The following is an 18193-nucleotide window of genomic DNA, read 5'->3' on the forward strand; positions in this document are numbered from 1 at the left end:
AAGAAGAGGCAAACGAGAAGTGACTACCCAGACGCAGGATCCCGTCGTCCGTGACGGCGTGCACTACCACCAGTTCGACATCGTCATCGTGGGCGCCGGCGGCGCCGGCATGCGGGCGGCCATCGAGGCCGGCCCCGGCGCGAAGACGGCCGTGATCTCCAAGCTGTACCCGACGCGGTCGCACACCGGTGCCGCGCAGGGCGGCATGGCGGCGGCCCTCGCGAACGTCGAGGAGGACTCCTGGGAGTGGCACACCTTCGACACCGTGAAGGGCGGCGACTACCTCGTCGACCAGGACGCGGCGGAGATCCTCGCGAAGGAGGCCATCGACGCGGTCATCGACCTCGAGAACATGGGCCTCCCCTTCAACCGCACCCCTGAGGGCAAGATCGACCAGCGCCGCTTCGGCGGCCACACGGCCGAGCACGGCAAGACCCCGGTCCGACGCGCGTGCTACGCCGCCGACCGCACCGGCCACATGATCCTGCAGACGCTGTTCCAGAACTGCGTCAAGCTCGGCATCAACTTCTTCAACGAGTTCTACGTGCTCGACCTCATCACCGTGAAGGACGCGGCGGGGGCGACGCAGGTCGCCGGCGTCGTCGCGTACGACCTCGCCACGGGCGAGCTGCACGTCTTCCAGTCCAAGGCCGTGATCTTCGCGACCGGCGGCTTCGGCAAGATCTTCAAGACGACCTCCAACGCGCACACGCTCACCGGCGACGGCGTGGGCATCGTCTGGCGCAAGGGCCTCCCCCTCGAGGACCTCGAGTTCTTCCAGTTCCACCCGACCGGTCTCGCCGGCCTCGGCATCCTCCTCACCGAGGGCGCCCGCGGTGAGGGCGCGATCCTCCGCAACGCCTCCGGTGAGCGGTTCATGGAGCGCTACGCCCCCACCATCAAGGACCTGGCGCCCCGAGACATCGTCGCGCGCTGCATGGTCCAGGAGGTCGCGGAGGGCCGCGGCGCCGGTCCCCACAAGGACTACGTGCTGCTGGACTGCACGCACCTGGGCGCCGAGGTGCTCGAGACCAAGCTCCCGGACATCACCGAGTTCGCCCGCACGTACCTGGGCGTCGACCCGGTCGTCGAGCCGGTGCCCGTCATGCCGACCGCGCACTACGCCATGGGCGGCATCCCCACGAACAACAACGGCGAGGTGCTCGCGGACAACGACACCGTCGTCCCCGGCCTCTACGCCGCCGGTGAGTGCGCCTGCGTCTCGGTGCACGGCGCCAACCGTCTCGGCACGAACTCGCTGCTCGACATCAACGTGTTCGGCAAGCGGTCGGGTCGCAACGCGGTGGAGTACGTCAAGACGGCGGACTTCGTCCCGCTTCCGGAGAACCCCGCGGCGTTCGTCTCCGACATGCTCGAGGGCCTGCGCAACAACCAGGGCACCGAGCGGATCGCCGTGCTGCGCAAGACGCTGCAGGACGAGATGGACAAGGGCGCGCAGGTGTTCCGCACGCACGAATCCCTCCAGCACGTCCTCGGCGTGATCGCCGAGCTCCGTGAGCGCTACAAGAACGTGCACGTCGACGACAAGGGCCACCGGTTCAACACCGACCTGCTCGAGGCGGTCGAGCTGGGCTTCCTGCTCGACATCGCCGAGGTCGTCGTCTACGCCGCACAGAACCGCGAGGAGAGCCGCGGCGGCCACATGCGCGACGACTTCCCGAAGCGCGACGACGAGAACTACATGAAGCACACCATGGCGTACCTCACGGGCGACCCGCACTCCTCCGACCCGAGCGACCACATCAAGCTCGACTGGAAGCCCGTCGTCTTCACCAAGAACGACAAGGGCGAGTTCAACTACCCGCCGATGGAGAGGAAGTACTGAGCATGTCCAACGCCCTCGCCGAGGCCCCGGCAGACACGACGGAAGAGACCGGGATCCAGTCCTTCATCGTCACCTTCAACATCCGTCGGTTCGACCCGGAGATCGACGCCGAGCCGCACTGGGTCGACTACGACGTGGAGCTCTACTCCACCGACCGCGTCCTCGACGCCCTGCACAAGATCAAGTGGGAGGTCGACGGCTCGCTCACCTTCCGGCGCTCCTGCGCCCACGGCATCTGCGGCTCCGACGCCATGCGCATCAACGGCCGCAACCGCCTGGCGTGCAAGACGCTGATCAAGGACCTCGACATCTCGAAGCCGATCTACGTCGAGGCCATCAAGGGCCTGCCGCTGGAGAAGGACCTCGTCGTCGACATGGAGCCGTTCTTCGCGTCGTACCGCGAGGTGCAGCCGTTCCTCGTCGCGAACTCCGTGCCGGAGAAGGGCAAGGAGCGTACGCAGTCCATCGCCGACCGCGAGATCTTCGACGACACCACCAAGTGCATCCTCTGCGCCGCGTGCACGTCGTCATGCCCGGTGTTCTGGACGGACGGACAGTACTTCGGTCCGGCGGCCATCGTCAACGCGCATCGCTTCATCTTCGACTCGCGTGACGACAACGCTGCGGTCCGCCTCGACATCCTCAACGACAAGGAAGGCGTCTGGCGCTGCCGCACGACCTTCAACTGCTCCGAGGCGTGCCCCCGCGGCATCGAGGTCACCAAGGCCATCGCCGAGGTCAAGCAGGCGGTCCTCCGCGGCCGTCCCTGACGCACCGACACAGGCACCCACGCGAGAACAGGCGGTCCCGGACGGGGCCGCCTGTTCTCGCGTCTGTGCCTGTTCTCGCGGAAGGGCGTGACCGGTCTTGGGTAGGGTGGGGGCGTGTCCGAGCCCGGTTCGGCGACCGATGGTCGCCTCGATGCCGCAGTCGAGCGCGCGACCGCGCTGACGCGGCGGACCCTCGGTCTCTTCCCGGTGCGGGTGTGGCGCCACTTCCTGCAACACAACGGCTTCCTGCTCGCCGCCGGGGTGAGCTACCAGGCGCTGTTCGCCATCTTCGCCGCGGTGTACCTCGCGTTCGCCATCACAGGGCTCTGGCTCGGCGGCAGCGAGGAGGCCGTGAACGGGCTCATCGACATCATCAACAACTACATCCCGAACCTCATCCTCGACGAGGGCGGCGTCTTCACGCCCGCACAGGTGCAGGAGATCGCGTCGAACACCACCGGGTTCCTCGGAATCACCGGCCTCATCGCGCTCGGCACGGTCATCTGGACGGCGATCGGCTGGGTGACCTTCTCCCGGCGAGCCGTGCGGGACATCTTCGGCCTCGAGCCCGACCGCCGCAGCTACCTCCTCCTCAAAGCGCGCGACCTCCTCGCCGCCCTCATCTTCGGTGTCTCGCTGATCCTCGGCTCCGCCCTCAGCTCGGCCAGTGCCGCCGTGCTGAGCTGGGTGCTCTCGCTCCTCGGCTGGGACGCGGGATCGGACGGCCTCAACCTCGGCATCCGGATCGGCACGGTGCTCGTGTCGTTCGTCCTGCTGACGGGGGCGCTGGCGGCGATGGTGCGCTTCCTCACCGGCACCTCGCTGCACTGGAGCACCATCTGGCCGGGCGCCCTCCTCGGCGGCGCGGCCATGACGGTGCTGCAGTTCGGGGTCGGGTTCCTCCTGAGCTACACGCCGTCGAATCCCCTGCTGGCGACCTTCGCGATCTTCGTCGGGCTGCTGCTGTGGTTCCGGGTCAACGGGGTGGTCATGCTCGTCGCCGCCTCCTGGATCGCCGTCGCCGCGCAGGACCGCGACCTCCCGCTCCTGCTGCCGACGGAGGCCGAGCGGCGGGTGGCGGAGCACGCCACCCTGCTCGCGGCGGCGCGGATCCGATTGCGCGACGCCCGAGCCGCGCAAGACGAGGCCCCGTGGTATCGGAGCTGGGCGGCCGGGCACGCCGTCCGCGAGGCGGAGGACGAGGTCGCGCGACTGGAGACCTCTGCTCCCCCGCCCGCACCCCCGACCTCCCCTCTCGCGCAGCGCCTGCTCTCCGAGCTCGATCACCGTCAGAACCGCGATGTCGGCGGTGCTCGTTAGGCTGGAGGAATGCCTCACCTGCGTATCGCCTCGGTCAATGTCAACGGGATCCGGGCGGCCGCCCGCAACGGGATGAGCACGTGGCTGGACGCCGCGGACATCGACATCCTCACCCTTCAGGAGGTGCGCGGGCAGGACGAGCACATCGAGGCCGCCCTCCCCGGCTGGACCTTCGTCCACGACGAGGCCACGGCCAAGGGGCGAGCGGGCGTCGCGATCGCCAGCCGCCTCCCCGCGCTCGCCTCCCGGGCGGACTTCGGCCCGGAGGACTTCGACTCCAAGGGGCGCTGGATCGAGGCCGACTTCCTGATCGGCGACCGTCCGCTCACCGTCGTCAGCGCCTACGTGCACTCCGGCGAGGCCGACACCCCGAAGCAGGACGAGAAGTGGAAGTTCCTCGACGCGTTCGAAGCGCGACTGGCGAGCCTGAACACCGACGGCGCCCTCGCCCTCGTCACCGGCGACCTCAACGTGGGGCACCGCGAGCTCGACATCAAGAACTGGCGCGGCAACCGCACCAAGGCCGGCTTCCTGCCGCGTGAGCGCGCCTACTTCGATCGCTTCCTCGGTGAGGCCGGGACCCGGGTCACCGGCGTCGACGGCTCGGTCGGCACCGGCCTGGGCTGGGTGGACGTCGGCCGCCGCTTCCACGGCGAGGTGGACGGGCCCTACACCTGGTGGTCCATGCGCGGGAAGGCCTTCGACAACGACTCGGGATGGCGCATCGACTACCACCTGGCCACGCCCGCTCTCGCCGAGCGCGTCCAGGCGTACCACGTGGCGCGTGCGGCCGCGTACGACCAGCGCTGGAGCGACCACGCGCCGGTCGTCGTCGACTACACCTACTGACCCGGGTCGGGCTGCTCGGAGGGCGACGGCTCCGACTCCCGATACCATCCGCGGTACTCCAAGACGGTGCCGAGCAGCGGGTTCACGGCACGCATATCGATCGTGCGCCGGCGGTGCTCCGCGTCCCAGCCGTCGATCAGGTCCACGCGCACGCCGAGCGGACCGGGCAGCGCGAACCGCCGACCGCACAGCCGCAGCGCGACTCGGACGGTGCGCATCCGCAGGAAGCCCTCCGCCGTTACGCTGCACTTCTCGATGAGTTCGACGCGGCCTCGGGCACCGAGCAGGTTCCGGACCAGTCCCGGTCGCACGCTCACCGTGAGCCGGTCGACGATCCGCGCGGTCCGTCCGGGGAAACGGAACTCGCGGATGGAGTCGAGCGTCGCGCGGCCGGTCTCTGTGCGCCCCGCGGCCGTGCGGAGCACGAACGGGACATCTCGTCCCGATGTCGGCACCAGAAGACCCGGCCCGACGATCGGACGCGCGAGACCGGCTGCGCGACCGAAGCGGCTCCCCGCGACGGCGAACACCCCCTCCGCGTGCCCCGCCGCGACGGGAGCGCGATACTGCGCGAGGATCTCCGGGTGCAGACGCTCGGCGTCCGCGCCCAACGCGTCGAGGAACACCTGTCCCCGCGTCGGAGGCGCACCGCTCGTCATGACGTCAGCGTAAGGGATCGGCCAGCGCAGGGGTCCGCGGCGCGGACGCATAGGATTGACGGGTGAACAAGCCTCGTCTCTATTCCGGAATGCAGCCCTCCGCCGACTCCCTCCAGATCGGCAACTACATCGGCGCACTCCTGCAGTGGCGGGAGCTCCAGACCTCGTACGACGCGTTCTTCTCCGTCGTCGACCTGCACGCCCTCACCGTCGCCCAGAACCCGGCAGAGCTCCGCGAGAAGACCCGACGTACCGCCGCGCAGTACATCGCGGCGGGCATCGAGCCCTCGCAGTCGACGCTGTACGTGCAGTCGCACGTGCGTGCGCACGCCGAGCTCGCCTGGATCCTCAGCACGATCACCGGCTTCGGCGAGGCCGGACGGATGACCCAGTTCAAGGACAAGTCGGCCCGCTACGGCGCCGATGCGACCAGCGTCGGCCTCTTCACCTACCCCGTGCTCATGGCCGCCGACATCCTGCTCTACCAGACGGACGTCGTGCCGGTCGGCGACGACCAGAAGCAGCACGTCGAGCTCACCCGCGACCTCGCGGAGCGCTTCAACTCGCGGTTCGGCGAGACCTTCACGGTGCCGGTCCCGGTCATCCAGAAGGAGACGGCGCGCATCTACGACCTGCAGAATCCGACGGCCAAGATGTCGAAGTCGGCCGAGAGCGATGCCGGCGTGCTGTGGATGCTGGACGACCCGGCGAAGTCGGCGAAGAAGATCATGCGCGCGGTGACCGACAACGAGGGCACCGTGCGGTTCGATCGCGAGGCCAAGCCGGGCGTCTCGAACCTCCTGACCATCTACGCCGCGCTGACCGGACGCCAGATCCCCGCGATCGAGGACGAGTACGCGGGTCGCGGATACGGCGACTTCAAGAAGGGCCTCGCCGAGGTCGTCGTGGAGGAGTTCGCTCCGGTGCGCGACCGTGCTCTCGAACTCCTCGACGACCCGGCCGAGCTCGACCGGATCCTCGCCGAGAACGCCGCCCGCGCCGATGCCGTCGCCGATCGGACGCTGTCCGACGTGTACGACCGCGTCGGACTGCTGCGCCGGGTCTGAGCCGCGCGCCACCCTAGGATGACATCGTGACCGATCCGCAGCTGCCCCCTCCGTCCGGCGCCGTTCCGCCCGCCCCTCCGGCGCCCTCGGTCCCGCAGGACTCGGTCTCCGGTGCGATCCCGCCGCCCGCGTACGCGTCCGTACCGCCGAGGGCTCCGGCACCGTACCCGCCCGCCGGCGGATACGGCCAGCCGGCACCCCCGGCTGCGCCTCCGGGGGCGTATCAGGTGCCCGTGGGCGGCTACGCAGCACCGTCCGGCACGTACACCGCGCCGGATGCCGCGCCGAAGCCCTCGGGGTTCCTCGGCCTGCTCGCCCTCGGCCTCTCGATCCTCGCGGCCGTCGTCATGCCGATCATCGGCGGCGTCAGCGCGTTCGAGGTGGGCCGCCGCATCCCGCAGGGCATCAGCGGCTCCTCGGGAGATCTCGGGTTCCTGTCCCCCGCGCGTGATCAGGTGCTGTGGACGGAGCTGTCGTTCTGGGCCGGCACGGTTCTCGGCATCGCCGCGATCGTGCTGGGCATCATCGCGATCCGCCGGAAGCAGGGACGTGGAGCGGGCATCGCCGCGCTGATCGTCGCCGTCCTCGGCGCAGTCATCTTCTTCGTCGCCGTGTTCACGGCCTTCGCCGTCGGCGGCGCCGCGGGATACGCCACCTTCACCACCTGACCCCGCGGGGCGCCGGTCAGCGCGGTGCGTGATGCTTCTGCTGCGCGGCGAGCAGGCCTTCCCCGACGAGGAGCTCGACGGCGTCCGCGGCGTCACCCACGAGCAGGGGAAGGTTCGCACGCTCGTCCTTGCCGAACGGGGAGAGCACCCAGTCGGCAGGATCCTGGCGCCCCGCCGGTCGGCCGATGCCGACCCGCACCCGCGGGAAGTCCGGGCTCGTGAGGGCCCGCGCGATGTCACGCACGCCGTTGTGCCCGCCGTGCCCTCCTCCGGTCTTGAGCTTGACCGTGTCGAACGGGATGTCGAGCTCGTCGTGCACGACGACCACGTGGTCGAGAGGGACGGAGTAGAACCGGGCGAGCGCTGCGACAGGGGTTCCCGAGACGTTCATGAACGTGTTCGGCTTGGCGAGCACGAGCTTGTCGGCACCGGGCCGGAGCCAGGTCTCGACGACGCGCGCGCCCCCCTTGTGCTCCCGGAAGCTCTCTCCGCGGCGTGCCGCGAGCTCATCGACGACCATCTGGCCGATGTTGTGGCGGGTCGCCTCATAGCGGGGTCCCGGATTGCCGAGACCGACCACGAGCCAGGTGGCTGCCATTCCTCGTCCTCTCTCGCCGGAGCCGTCACCCCGGTCAGGATACGACGGAGGGGACGCGATCCGATCGCGTCCCCTCCGTGATGAAGCAGGCGGAGATCACTCCGCGGCGGCCTCCTCGGACGCCTCGGCGGCACCCTCGGCGGACTCGCCCTCGGTCTCCTCGTCCTCGACCGGAGCGGCCGGGACGGAGATCGCGACCACGAGGACCTCGGCGTCGGTGAGGAGCGTCGAGCCCTTCGGGAGGGTGACGTCGGCGGCGGTGATGTGCGCGCCCTCCTCGAGACCCTCGACCGAGACCTCGATGTTCTCGGGGATGTGGGTGGCCTCCGCCTCGACCTGGATGGTCGTGGCATCGAGGTTGACGATGGTGCCGGGGGCCGACTCACCGGTGACGACGACGGGGACGTCGATGGCGACCTTCTCGCCCTTCTTCACGACCAGGAGGTCGATGTGCTCGATGATCTGGTGCACCGGGTCCTTCTGCACGTCCTTGACGAGCGCGAGCTGCGAGGTGCCCTCGATGTCGAGGTCGAGCAGCGCGTTGGCGCGACGGATGATCAGGGAGACCTGGTGGCCGGGCAGCGCGACGTGCACGGGCTCGGTGCCGTGGCCGTAGATGACCGCGGGGATCTTGCCGGCGGCGCGCAGACGACGGGCGAAGCCCTTGCCGAAGCTGCTGCGCAGCTCGGCGTGGACCGTGGTGTCTTCAGACATGAGGTTCTCCTTCGGGGCACGCAGCGAAGGCGCCGCGCGGTGGTCTTGGAATTGTGGACTCGAACGCGGACGCGTGAGGAAAGCCACCGGGCTTGCTTCGCCGCGTCGATCACGGACGCCCGCGCACGCGCAGAAGCGTCCCTCGCCGAGGTACGCCTCCATGGTACCGGATGACCCGATAGGCTGAGGACACCGGTCCCCACTGCAGAAATTCGGAGTACCCCCATGCTCGACGGCGCCTTCCTCTCCCACGTCCTCCTCTGGCTGATCGGCGCCATGTCGGTGTGCGCGGCCGTCGCCACGGGTGCGGCTCTCTTCTCGCTCGGCCGCTCGGGCTACCGCAAGGACTGAGGCTCCCCCGGCGTTCCCGTCTCCGCGGCGAGCGCCTTCCGGATCGCCGCCACCTCCTGCACCAGCGGGAGCGCGGCATCGACCCGGACGCCGGGCTCGTCACCCGTCAGCGGTTCCCACGCGTCGAGCTGGGAATCGAGCAGCGAGGCCGGCATGAAGTGGTCGGGCCGTCCACCCAGTCGCCGGGCGAGCGTCTCCCGTGCCACGCCGAGCTCGACGAAGAAGGCGTCCGGCGCCTCCGCCCTGATGGCATCCCGGTAGCGCCGCCGCAGCGCGGAACAGGCGACGACGATGTGCGTCTCGGCGGCGAGCGTCCGTCCGACCACCCGCAGCCAGGGCATCCGGTCCTCGTCATCGAGGGCGATCCCCGCTGCCATCTTCTCGACGTTGGTCAGCGGATGCAGATCGTCACCGTCCATGAAGCGCGCCTCGAGGCTCTCCGCCAGCGCCGCACCGACCGTCGATTTCCCGGATCCGCTCGGCCCCATCACGACGATGCGCACGCTCATGCCTGCTGCATCCCGATTCAGTAGAACTCGACCGTGTCGACCACTGCGCGCAGCTCCCGACCGTCGAGCAGCCGGGTGGCGTTCTCGGCGAACCGCCGCGCGATGCGCTCCTCCTCCTTCGAGCTGAGCGCCGCGGTGTGCGGGCTGACGAGCACGCGCGGGTGCGCCCACAGCGGGGACTCGGCGGGCAGCGGCTCCTGCTCGAAGACATCCAGCCCGGCGAAGCCGACGCGGCCGTCGTCGAGGGCGGAGAGCAGCGCCGTCTCATCGACCACGCTCCCGCGCCCGACGTTGGTGAGGATGACCCCGGGCTTCACTGCCCGCAGAACCTCCTCGCCGATGAGATGTCTGGTCTGCTCCGTGCCCGGAAGCGTGACGACGATCGCGTCGACCTCCCCCACCGCGTCCACGAGGTCGTCCAGCGCGATGAGGCGATCGACGCCCTCGACCGGACGACCGGAGCGAGTGGTCCCCCACACCCGAGCGCCGAGAGCGTGGAAACGGCGGGCGCACTCCGCGCCGATGCCGCCGAGTCCCACCACGAGCACGGTCATCTCGTCGACCTGGCGCATCTCCCACCGCTCGGGCCAGATGCGCTGATCCTGATCGATCCGCAGGCGCGGAAGGTCCTTCGCCCCGGCGAGCACCGCGAAGAGGGCGAACTCGGCGAGCGTGCCGCCGTGGACGCCGGCGCTGGTGGTGAAGACGATGCGGTCGAGGTCGGCGCGGTCGAGTTCCGCGGCCTTGACCGTGCTGCCGCCGCCCGCCGCCGTGGTCATGACCCACCGCAGCCGCGGGTTCGCAGAGACCGTCCGAGCAAGTGCGTCGGGGTCGACGTCGGGGATGCCGAAGAGCACGTCAGCGGAGTCGACGAGGGCCTCGAACGCGCGCTGCTGCTCCGGCGTGCGGGTGAAGTCGGGGTCGCCCGACCAGTCGGCCGGACCGCGCATGGGAGGCACGAGCGATGCATCCTGGATGACCTCGAGCCGCGGCTCGAGCTCCTCGATGAGCCCGCACAGCTCCTCCGTCAACGGCACCGCGACGACGGCGCGGACCTTCTTCTCGGACTCCGTCACGACCGACTCCCTCCAGCTCCTGTGCTCCCTTCAGCGTAGAGGTCCGGAGCCTCCGGACCGCCCGACGTCGCGGACGATGACGGTGATGCGTCATCGGGTGCGCCTCCATCCGGCGCACAGCGATACGCTGAAGACAACCCTTCTTCACGATCGAGGAGCCTTCCGTGCCCGAAGCATCAGCGAACATCGGAGTCGTCGGACTCGCCGTCATGGGGTCGAACCTCGCCCGCAACCTCGCGAGCCGCGAGGGCAACACCGTGGCGATCTTCAACCGCAGCTACGAGAAGACCCAGACCCTCCTCGACGAGCATCCCGAGGCGGGCTTCATCCCCGCGAAGACGTACCAGGAGTTCGCCGACTCGCTGCAGAAGCCGCGCACCGCGATCATCATGGTCAAGGCCGGAGCGCCGACCGACGCCGTGATCGACTCCCTCGTGGAGGTCTTCGAGCCGGGCGACATCATCGTCGACGGCGGCAACGCCTACTTCCCCGACACCATCCGCCGCGAGAAGGCGGTCCGCGAGACCGGCATCAACTTCGTCGGCGCGGGTATCTCCGGCGGCGAGGAGGGCGCCCTCACCGGCCCCTCGATCATGCCGGGCGGCTCGGACGAGTCCTGGATCACGCTCGGGCCGATCCTGAAGTCCATCGCCGCAGTCGCCGAGGGCGAGCCCTGCGTGACGCACGTCGGCCACGACGGCGCCGGCCACTTCGTCAAGATGGTGCACAACGGCATCGAGTACGCGGACATGCAGCTCATCGCCGAGGCCTACGACCTCATCCGTCGCGGCACCGGCAAGACCCCCGCAGAGATCGCCGAGATCTTCGCCGAGTGGAACCGCGGAGAGCTGGAGTCGTACCTCATCGAGATCACGGCCGAGGTGCTGCGCCAGGTCGACGCGGCGACCGGTAAGCCGCTGGTCGACGTCATCCTGGACCAGGCCGGCGCGAAGGGCACCGGCGCCTGGACGGTGCAGACCGCGCTCTCGCTCGGCGTCCCGGTCTCGGGCATCGCCGAGGCGACGTTCGCCCGGTCCCTCTCCTCCCACCCCGAGCAGCGCGCGGTCGCCGCGGCGCTTCCCGGTCCGGACGAGGAGTTCACGGTCCCGGCCGACGAGGTCGACGCTTTCGTCGAGGACGTCCGCCTGGCGCTCTATGCCTCCAAGATCGTCGCGTACTCGCAGGGCTTCGACGAGATCCGTGCCGGCGCCGCCGAGTACGGCTGGAACATCGACCTCGGTGCGATCTCGAAGATCTGGCGCGGCGGCTGCATCATCCGTGCGCAGTTCCTGAACCGGATCGCCGACGCCTACGCGGAGACCCCCGACCTGCCCGTGCTGATGACGGCTCCGTACTTCGCCGAGGCACTCACCCGCGGCCAGGCGGCATGGCGTCGCGTGGTGGTCACGGCGGCGCAGTCCGGCATCCCGGCTCCGGCGTTCTCGTCGTCGCTGTCGTACTACGACGGCATCCGCGCCGACCGCCTCCCGGCTGCTCTCGTGCAGGGTCAGCGCGACTTCTTCGGCGCGCACACCTACAAGCGCATCGACAAGGAGGGCACCTTCCACACGCTGTGGTCGGGCGACCGCTCCGAGATCGAGGCCGAAGACACGCACTGACCTCGGGTCTGCGAAGGGCCGGGCACCGTACGGTGCTCGGCCCTTCGTGCGTCACACGAGGATGTTGTGGTTGCGGCGGAACACGTTCTGCGGGTCCCACTGCGCCTTCACCGCCCGCAGACGCGCGTAGCCGTCGCCGTCGTACATCCCGGACACCTCGTCCGGTCGCTCCCGGTCGACGAAGTTGCTGTACTCGGCGAGGCGGCCCGCGACGATCCGCTGCGCGTCGGCGGCGGCCTTCGCCCGCCCCTCCTCGTCGAGCATCCCCGGGACATCGAAGGCACCGGCCATGACGAACCAGGTCGCGGTGCGCGCCGGGAAGGCCGTCTCCTCCTGCGGAACGTCGCCGAACGCCCCGCCGAGGGACCGGAGGAAGACGACCGAGGCGGGGTACTCCCGCCGATAGGCCACCAGCCGATCGATCGTCTCGTCGTCGAGGTCGGCGACGAGACCGTTCCCGCCGAGGAACCCGGGAGGGGCGGGAGCCTCGCCGCCCTCGGGCTGCGGCATCTCCATCAGGATCTCCCGATAGGCGGGTTCGGTGATCTCCGTCGTGACACCGTCGAGGGCGGTGATCGGCGCGAGCTCCACGCGCAGCGCCTCCGGGTCGGGCCCGGCCCACACGGCGGTCAGCCGGGCACCGGCCGGAGCGCTCGGGTCCATGGGCGGCACGTCCATATATGTGACGGTCAGCTCGCGCGGGGCGTCGCGGAGGACTTCGCGCGCGGCCCGGAGCACGGCCGTCGCGTCGCCCTCGACGACGGACTCGGCCAGCGCGATCCCCGGCAGGCGATGCGCTTCGAAGTCGAAACGGGTGACGATGCCGAAGTTGCCGCCACCGCCGCGCAGCGCCCAGAACAGGTCGGGATGCTGCGTGGCCGAGACCTCCACCACGTCTCCGCTCGCGGTGACGACCTGGGCGCCGACGAGCTGATCGACGGCGAGACCCCAGGCGCGCACCATCCAGCCGATGCCGCCGCCGAGGGTGAGACCGCCGACGCCGACGCTGGCCGTGTCGCCGGAGCTCAGGGCGAGGCCGTGGCCGGCGAGAGTCTTCGCGACGTCGCCCCACACGGCACCGCCGCCGATGCGCACGGCGGTGCTGTCGACCTCGATCGAGGAGAGCGCCCCGAGTTCGAGGCGCAGACCGGGAGCGGGGGCGTGGGACCAGGGCCCGTGGCCGCCGGAGACGACGGTCAGGGGGACCGCCTCCTGCGCGGCGGCGCGGACGAGCGCGGCGACCTCGGAGACGGTGGAGGGACGGTGGACGGTGGGCTGTGCGGATTCGACGTGGTCGACCATGAGCACACGGTAGACCCGGGGTCGGACATCGCGGAAGAGGGGCGGCTCGCCGTCCGCCCCTCCCCCGCGCCGCCGACTACCGGGTGATGTCCCTCACCGTCCCCTGCGTCAGACGCAGCCGTTTCGTCGCCCGCCGCGCCACCGCGGAGTCGTGCGTGACCACGACCATGGTGATGCCCTCCGCGCACAGCCGTTCGAGGAGGTCGAGGATCTCGTCGCGCATGCTCTCGTCGAGGTTGCCCGTCGGCTCGTCCGCGAGCAGCACTCGGGGGCGTTTGACGATCGCCCGCGCGATCGCGACACGCTGCTGCTGCCCGCCGGACAACTCTGCGGGACGATGGTCTCCGCGGTCCGCCAGGCCGACGTGGGCGAGAGCGGCGGCGACCCGCGTGCGTCGTTCCGCCGGGTCGATGCCGAGCGGCTCCAGGGCCATGTCGACGTTCTCCACCGCCGTCAGCGTCGGGATCAGGTTGAACCCCTGGAAGACGAATCCGATCTCCTGCGCGCGGATCCGTCCCAGCTCCGACGGCGACGCCGACGACAGTTCACGGCCGTCCAGCTGCAACGTCCCAGCAGTCGGGGTGTCGAGCGCCCCCAGCAGCTGCAGCAGCGTCGACTTGCCTCCTCCGGTCGGCCCCTGGATCGTGACGAAGGCGCCGGGCATGATCTCCAGGTCGACGCCGGTGAGCGCGGTCACCGTCCGTCCCCTCCGCGTATAGGTGCGCGTGACACCCGTCGCCCGGTACAGCGGGGTCGCCGCCGACGAGGCCGGAACGCGGGCCTCGGAATCCGTCATCGTGGTCATCTCGGTCTCCTTCTCTCCTGTGTGGTTCGCGACGCCGCTCATGCGACGGACCGCAGGGCCTCTGCCGGGCTCAGTCGCGCCGCCCGCCAGCCTCCGAAGGCGCCGGCGACGAGCCCGCCCAGCACCGCGAGGCCCACGGCGGCGACGAGCACCCAGGGGGTCAGCGGTGCCTGCAGCACGATGTCGGTGGCGGTCTCCGCGCCCGGGGCCATGCCACCGGGGCCACCGAAGCCGCCTCCTCCCTCCGGGCCTCCGCCGACGGCCGCGGAGCCGGCGGCTACGCTCGGCTGCGCGACGGTGATGATCAGGATCCCGGCGAGGCCGAGCACGAGACCTGCCGCTCCTCCGAGGAGTCCCTGCACCATCGACTCCCCGGCGACCTGACGCACGACGCGGCCGTTCGACCACCCCATCGCCTTCAGGGTGCCGAACTCACGGGTGCGACGGCCGACGCCGGAGAGGGTGAGGAGCACCGAGAGCAGCACGGCGACGGCGAGGACGATGATCGACAGCCAGGTGCCGAGATTCGTGACGAGCGCCGTCGCGTTCGAGAGCGAGCCGGACACGGTCGCAGCGAGCTCGGACTGGGAGGAGACGGTGGCGTCGGGAAGCTCCTCCGCCAAGGCCGTCTGCACCTCGTCGAGGGACGCCGCCGAATCCGCCTGCACGTACACCGTGGAGATCACGTCCTCCACGCCGGCCAGCTCCTGCGCGGTGTCGAGCGGGAGGTAGACGTCCGCCGCGGTGTCTGCGGCATCCGACGCCGAGGTGAGGAGGCCGACGACCTCGACGTCGGAACCCGCGACGTCCAGGGTGTCGCCGACGGCGATGTCTTCGCTCGCGGCGTACGTGCTGTCCACCAGCGCGACGAGGGCTCCGTTGTCGTCGGCGTCCAGCCCACGCCCCTCGCCGATCTCGGCGGAGGCCAGCGGGCCGACCTCCGTCGCGGACGGGTCGATGCCGAGGACGGTGAACGAGTCGATGCCGAACGCACCGCCACCGCCACCGCCACCGCCGCCCTGCGGAGGAGCCTGGCCCTCCGCAGGCGCCTCGCCGCCCTCCGCGCCGTCCTGCCCGCCGAAGCCGCCGCTCGGCAGCTCACCGGAGAAGGTCGAGTTCGTCAGGCTCAGCGCACCGGTCGCGGCGGCGACGCCGTCGGTACCGGCCACCGTGTCCAGCACCGCGGCATCGAGCGTCGTCCGGCCGAAGTCCGTGCGCAGGGTCGACTGCTCCAGGGTCGTGGTCTCGCCGTCGCTCTCCCCCGCGTCCTCGTCGAAGTCGAACCGCGGGCCCGTCCCGTCGCCCGGTTCCGCGGCGGCGCCGGTGACGGTGAGATCCGTCCCCACTCCGTAGACCGCTGCCAGCGACTGGGTCTGGGCGTCGCGCACACCGGTCGTCAGGGCGTTCACCACGATCACCAGTCCGATCGCGATCGCGAGCCCGATGGCCACGATCGCCGTCTGCTTCTTGCGGCACGCGAGTTCGCGCCGCAGATATCGTCCGTACATGTCTCTCCTCCCGCCGCGACGATCGCGGCGCGGAACCGACGCTAGGGACGACCGTTATGCGGATCCGAGGGACGGATGATGAGGGTTCTATGAGGCGGACATCTCCCAGAGAACCCATAGCCCGTTCCATAGAAATCACATAGGAAGTTCCGCAGAATAGAGGCATGACCAGCGACCTGCCCGAACTGCGCCGCCCCGACGGCTCCCCTCTGCGCATCCTCGCCGTGGACGACGAGCAGATGCTCACCGATCTGCTCGCCATGGCCCTGCGCATGGAGGGCTGGGAGGTGCGCACCGCGTCCTCCGGCCTCGAGGCGCTCCAGGTCGCGAAGGAGTTCGAGCCGGACGCCCTCGTGCTCGACATCATGATGCCCGACCTCGACGGGATGGCCGTGCTCAAGCGGCTCCGCGAAGCGGGCAACCTCGTCCCCGTCCTCTTCCTGACGGCGAAGGACGCCGTGGGCGACCGCGTCGCCGGGCTCACCGCCGGGGGCGACGACTATGTGACCAAGCCGTTCAGCCTGGAGGAGGTGATCGCCCGGCTCCGTGCGATCATCCGGCGCACCGGGCACGCCAGCGCCGACGACGGGCAGTCGATCCTCCGGGTCGCCGATCTCACGCTCAACGAGGACAGCCACGAGGTCGTCCGGGACGGCGTGGAGATCGAGCTGACCGCGACCGAGTTCGAGCTGCTGCGGTACCTCATGCGCAACGAGCGCCGGGTGCTGTCCAAGGCGCAGATCCTGGACCGCGTCTGGAGCTACGACTTCGGTGGCAAGTCGTCGGTCGTGGAGCTCTACATCTCCTATCTCCGGAAGAAGATCGACGCCGGCCGCACGCCCCTCCTGCACACTGTGCGCGGCGTCGGCTACATGATCAAGGCCCCGCAGTGAGCGGAGCGACGGTGACGCGACGGCCCATGAGCCTGCAGACGCGGCTGATGACCGCGGTGATCGGGTTCGTGTCGCTGATCCTCGTCATCGTCGCCGTCATCACCAGCGCCACCCTCGGCAGCACGCTGGAGGACCAGCTCGACAACAAGGTGAAGAGCTACGCCGCGACGATCAGGGATCGGATCGTGGAGGGGATCGCGCCGTCCGAGGCCACTGTCGACAACATCCTGTATCGCCTGGACCCCATGCCCGGGCTGCTGCTGTCGCTCGGCAGCCCCATCGCGGGACCGAGCGGCGTCGCCTTCGAGGACAGCCGCGGGGCGCTGAACAGCGCGCCGCAGCCGCTCACCCCCGATCAGCTGCAGCAGCTCTACGGCACGGTCGCGCTCGGCACCCCCGCCACGGTCTCCTTCGACGGCCTCGGCTCGTATCGGGTCGTCGCGACCACCGCGAGCAACGGCGTCGTCGTCGTAACGGGCCTCCCCCGCGACGATGTCCAGAATCAGCTCACGCAGCTCCTCACCGTGATCCTGCTCGCCACGGCGGGCGGCCTGATCCTCCTCGCCCTCACCACGGCGGTCACGATCCGCGTGGGGCTGCGGCCGCTGCGCGCGGTCGCAGCGACCGCGACGAGGGTCGCCAATCAGCAGCTCGACCGCGGCGAGGTCAGCATCACCGAGCGCGTGCCGGCGAGCGAGGCCGATCCGCGGACGGAGACCGGGCTCGTCGGCGCCGCGCTCAACAAGCTGCTCGACCACGTGGACACGTCCCTCTCGGCGCGACAGAAGAACGAGGAGCAGATGCGCCGGTTCGTCGCCGACGCGAGCCATGAGCTGCGTACGCCTCTGGCCTCGATCCGCGGCTACTCGGAGCTCTCGCTGCGGGCACTGCGTCAGGCGCCGGAGGCGACGAAGGAAGACGCGGTCATCGAGGGCACGACCTCCTCCTTGGAGCGCATCCAGGCGCAGTCGCTGCGGATGACGCGACTCGTGGAGGACCTCCTGCTCCTCGCCCGCCTCGACGAGGGCCGTGAGCTCGTGTACGGCACGGTCGACCTCGCCCAGCTCGCCCTCGAGGGCCTCTCGGATGCGCGGCCGACGGCGGCCGACCATCACTGGAACATCGAGGTGCCGGACGAGCCGGTGACCGTCGTCGGTGATGCGGGGCGCCTGCATCAGGTCGTCGCGAACCTGCTCGCCAACGCCCGGACGCACACCCCCGCGGGGACCACGGTGACGTTGAGCGTGGCTCGGGAGGGCGACGAGGCCGTGCTGCGCGTGCACGACGACGGCCCGGGGATCGATCCCGCCCTCCGCGACGAGCTCTTCGCCCGGTTCGCCCGCGGGGACAGCTCCCGCGCCCGGCAGACCGGCGGCACCGGGCTCGGTCTCGCGATCGTCAAGGCCATCGTGGAGGGTCATCACGGCCGCATCTCGGTCGAGAGCGAGCCCGGCGACACGACCTTCACGGTCCGTATCCCGATGACTCCCCCCGGCGAGACCCCGCCCGACTGACCCGGGGGTTCCGACTTCTGTCGCGCCCACCTGCACGACCCGACCCCGTCCGCACGACCGATCCGTCCATCCCGTCGTGCACCCGTGGCCAGGTCCTGCGGGTGCCCCCCGGCCGGTGTCCGAGG

At 70.3% G+C, this 18193-nt stretch carries 18 protein-coding genes; 10 read left to right on the forward strand and 8 right to left on the reverse strand.

Annotated elements, in window-relative coordinates; all coding sequences use genetic code 11:
• Positions 1-19: 19 nt before the first annotated feature.
• From sdhA to MICNX66_RS11220, 4 genes are all read left to right on the forward strand, one after another.
• Positions 20-1846 carry a succinate dehydrogenase flavoprotein subunit gene (sdhA, locus tag MICNX66_RS11205; protein ID WP_187661946.1) on the forward strand — a complete coding sequence of 609 codons (1827 nt, stop codon included), beginning with the start codon at positions 20-22 and terminating at the stop codon, positions 1844-1846.
• A 2-nt stretch (positions 1847-1848) separates the two neighbouring features.
• Positions 1849-2616 (forward strand): succinate dehydrogenase iron-sulfur subunit, encoded by a 768-nt coding sequence (locus MICNX66_RS11210; protein ID WP_187661947.1) that lies wholly within the window; start codon positions 1849-1851, stop codon positions 2614-2616.
• A gap of 114 nt (positions 2617-2730) precedes the next feature.
• Positions 2731-3936 (forward strand): YihY/virulence factor BrkB family protein, encoded by a 1206-nt coding sequence (locus tag MICNX66_RS11215; protein WP_187661948.1) that lies wholly within the window; start codon positions 2731-2733, stop codon positions 3934-3936.
• Between the two features lie 9 nt (positions 3937-3945).
• Positions 3946-4785, forward strand: coding sequence for an exodeoxyribonuclease III (locus MICNX66_RS11220; protein ID WP_187661949.1), 840 nt, complete (start codon positions 3946-3948; stop codon positions 4783-4785).
• Here MICNX66_RS11220 and MICNX66_RS11225 read toward each other — a convergent pair.
• Positions 4779-5444 (reverse strand): DUF4166 domain-containing protein, encoded by a 666-nt coding sequence (locus tag MICNX66_RS11225; RefSeq protein WP_232089052.1) that lies wholly within the window; start codon positions 5442-5444, stop codon positions 4779-4781. The genes MICNX66_RS11220 and MICNX66_RS11225 overlap by 7 nt on opposite strands.
• A gap of 62 nt (positions 5445-5506) precedes the next feature.
• Here MICNX66_RS11225 and trpS point away from each other — a divergent pair, with 62 nt between their 5' ends.
• Together trpS and MICNX66_RS11235 are read left to right on the forward strand one after the other, a co-directional pair.
• On the forward strand, positions 5507-6511 hold the full coding sequence (trpS, locus tag MICNX66_RS11230) for a tryptophan--tRNA ligase (protein WP_082749972.1): 1005 nt from the start codon (positions 5507-5509) through the stop codon (positions 6509-6511).
• Positions 6512-6537: 26 nt separating this feature from the next.
• Positions 6538-7179, forward strand: coding sequence for a hypothetical protein (locus MICNX66_RS11235; protein WP_187661951.1), 642 nt, complete (start codon positions 6538-6540; stop codon positions 7177-7179).
• A 16-nt stretch (positions 7180-7195) separates the two neighbouring features.
• On the opposite strand, the gene pth is transcribed toward MICNX66_RS11235, so the two are convergent.
• A complete protein-coding gene (gene pth / locus MICNX66_RS11240; RefSeq protein WP_187661952.1) occupies positions 7196-7777 on the reverse strand; it encodes an aminoacyl-tRNA hydrolase in 582 nt (193 codons plus the stop codon).
• 96 nt (positions 7778-7873) lie between these two features.
• Positions 7874-8491: a 50S ribosomal protein L25/general stress protein Ctc gene (locus MICNX66_RS11245; RefSeq protein WP_187661953.1), complete on the reverse strand. Its 618-nt coding sequence runs from the start codon at positions 8489-8491 to the stop codon at positions 7874-7876.
• A gap of 225 nt (positions 8492-8716) precedes the next feature.
• Between MICNX66_RS11245 and MICNX66_RS16990 the strand changes: the two genes are divergently transcribed.
• Entirely contained in the window at positions 8717-8842 is a 126-nt protein-coding gene (locus tag MICNX66_RS16990; protein WP_259954603.1) for a hypothetical protein, read from the forward strand.
• Here MICNX66_RS16990 and MICNX66_RS11250 read toward each other — a convergent pair.
• Together MICNX66_RS11250 and MICNX66_RS11255 are read right to left on the reverse strand one after the other, a co-directional pair.
• Entirely contained in the window at positions 8827-9351 is a 525-nt protein-coding gene (locus tag MICNX66_RS11250; RefSeq protein ID WP_187661954.1) for a gluconokinase, read from the reverse strand. The two genes, MICNX66_RS16990 and MICNX66_RS11250, sit on opposite strands and share 16 nt — an antisense overlap.
• Positions 9352-9368: 17 nt before the next feature.
• Positions 9369-10427, reverse strand: a complete 1059-nt coding sequence (locus tag MICNX66_RS11255) for a D-2-hydroxyacid dehydrogenase (protein WP_187661955.1) — start codon at positions 10425-10427, stop codon at positions 9369-9371.
• Between the two features lie 164 nt (positions 10428-10591).
• Here MICNX66_RS11255 and gndA point away from each other — a divergent pair, with 164 nt between their 5' ends.
• Positions 10592-12046 (forward strand): NADP-dependent phosphogluconate dehydrogenase, encoded by a 1455-nt coding sequence (gene gndA / locus MICNX66_RS11260; protein WP_187661956.1) that lies wholly within the window; start codon positions 10592-10594, stop codon positions 12044-12046.
• Between the two features lie 51 nt (positions 12047-12097).
• Here the strand turns inward: gndA and MICNX66_RS11265 are convergent, their stop codons facing one another.
• The 3 genes from MICNX66_RS11265 to MICNX66_RS11275 form a co-directional block, all read right to left on the reverse strand.
• Positions 12098-13348, reverse strand: a complete 1251-nt coding sequence (locus MICNX66_RS11265) for an FAD-binding oxidoreductase (protein ID WP_187661957.1) — start codon at positions 13346-13348, stop codon at positions 12098-12100.
• Positions 13349-13424: 76 nt separating this feature from the next.
• Positions 13425-14144 carry an ABC transporter ATP-binding protein gene (locus MICNX66_RS11270; protein ID WP_187664191.1) on the reverse strand — a complete coding sequence of 240 codons (720 nt, stop codon included), beginning with the start codon at positions 14142-14144 and terminating at the stop codon, positions 13425-13427.
• Between the two features lie 47 nt (positions 14145-14191).
• Entirely contained in the window at positions 14192-15661 is a 1470-nt protein-coding gene (locus MICNX66_RS11275) for an ABC transporter permease (RefSeq protein ID WP_187661958.1), read from the reverse strand.
• Between the two features lie 164 nt (positions 15662-15825).
• On the opposite strand from MICNX66_RS11275, the gene MICNX66_RS11280 reads away from it, so the two are divergent.
• The gene (locus tag MICNX66_RS11280) at positions 15826-16554 is read left to right on the forward strand and encodes a response regulator transcription factor (protein ID WP_136051691.1); all 729 of its coding nucleotides are present in this window, start codon (positions 15826-15828) and stop codon (positions 16552-16554) included.
• A 26-nt stretch (positions 16555-16580) separates the two neighbouring features.
• Positions 16581-18068 (forward strand): sensor histidine kinase, encoded by a 1488-nt coding sequence (locus MICNX66_RS11285; protein ID WP_187661959.1) that lies wholly within the window; start codon positions 16581-16583, stop codon positions 18066-18068.
• The last annotated feature ends 125 nt before the right edge of the window (positions 18069-18193 follow it).

It is taken from the genome of Microbacterium sp. Nx66 (assembly GCF_904066215.1).
GTDB classification, from domain to species: Bacteria; Actinomycetota; Actinomycetes; order Actinomycetales; family Microbacteriaceae; genus Microbacterium; species Microbacterium meiriae.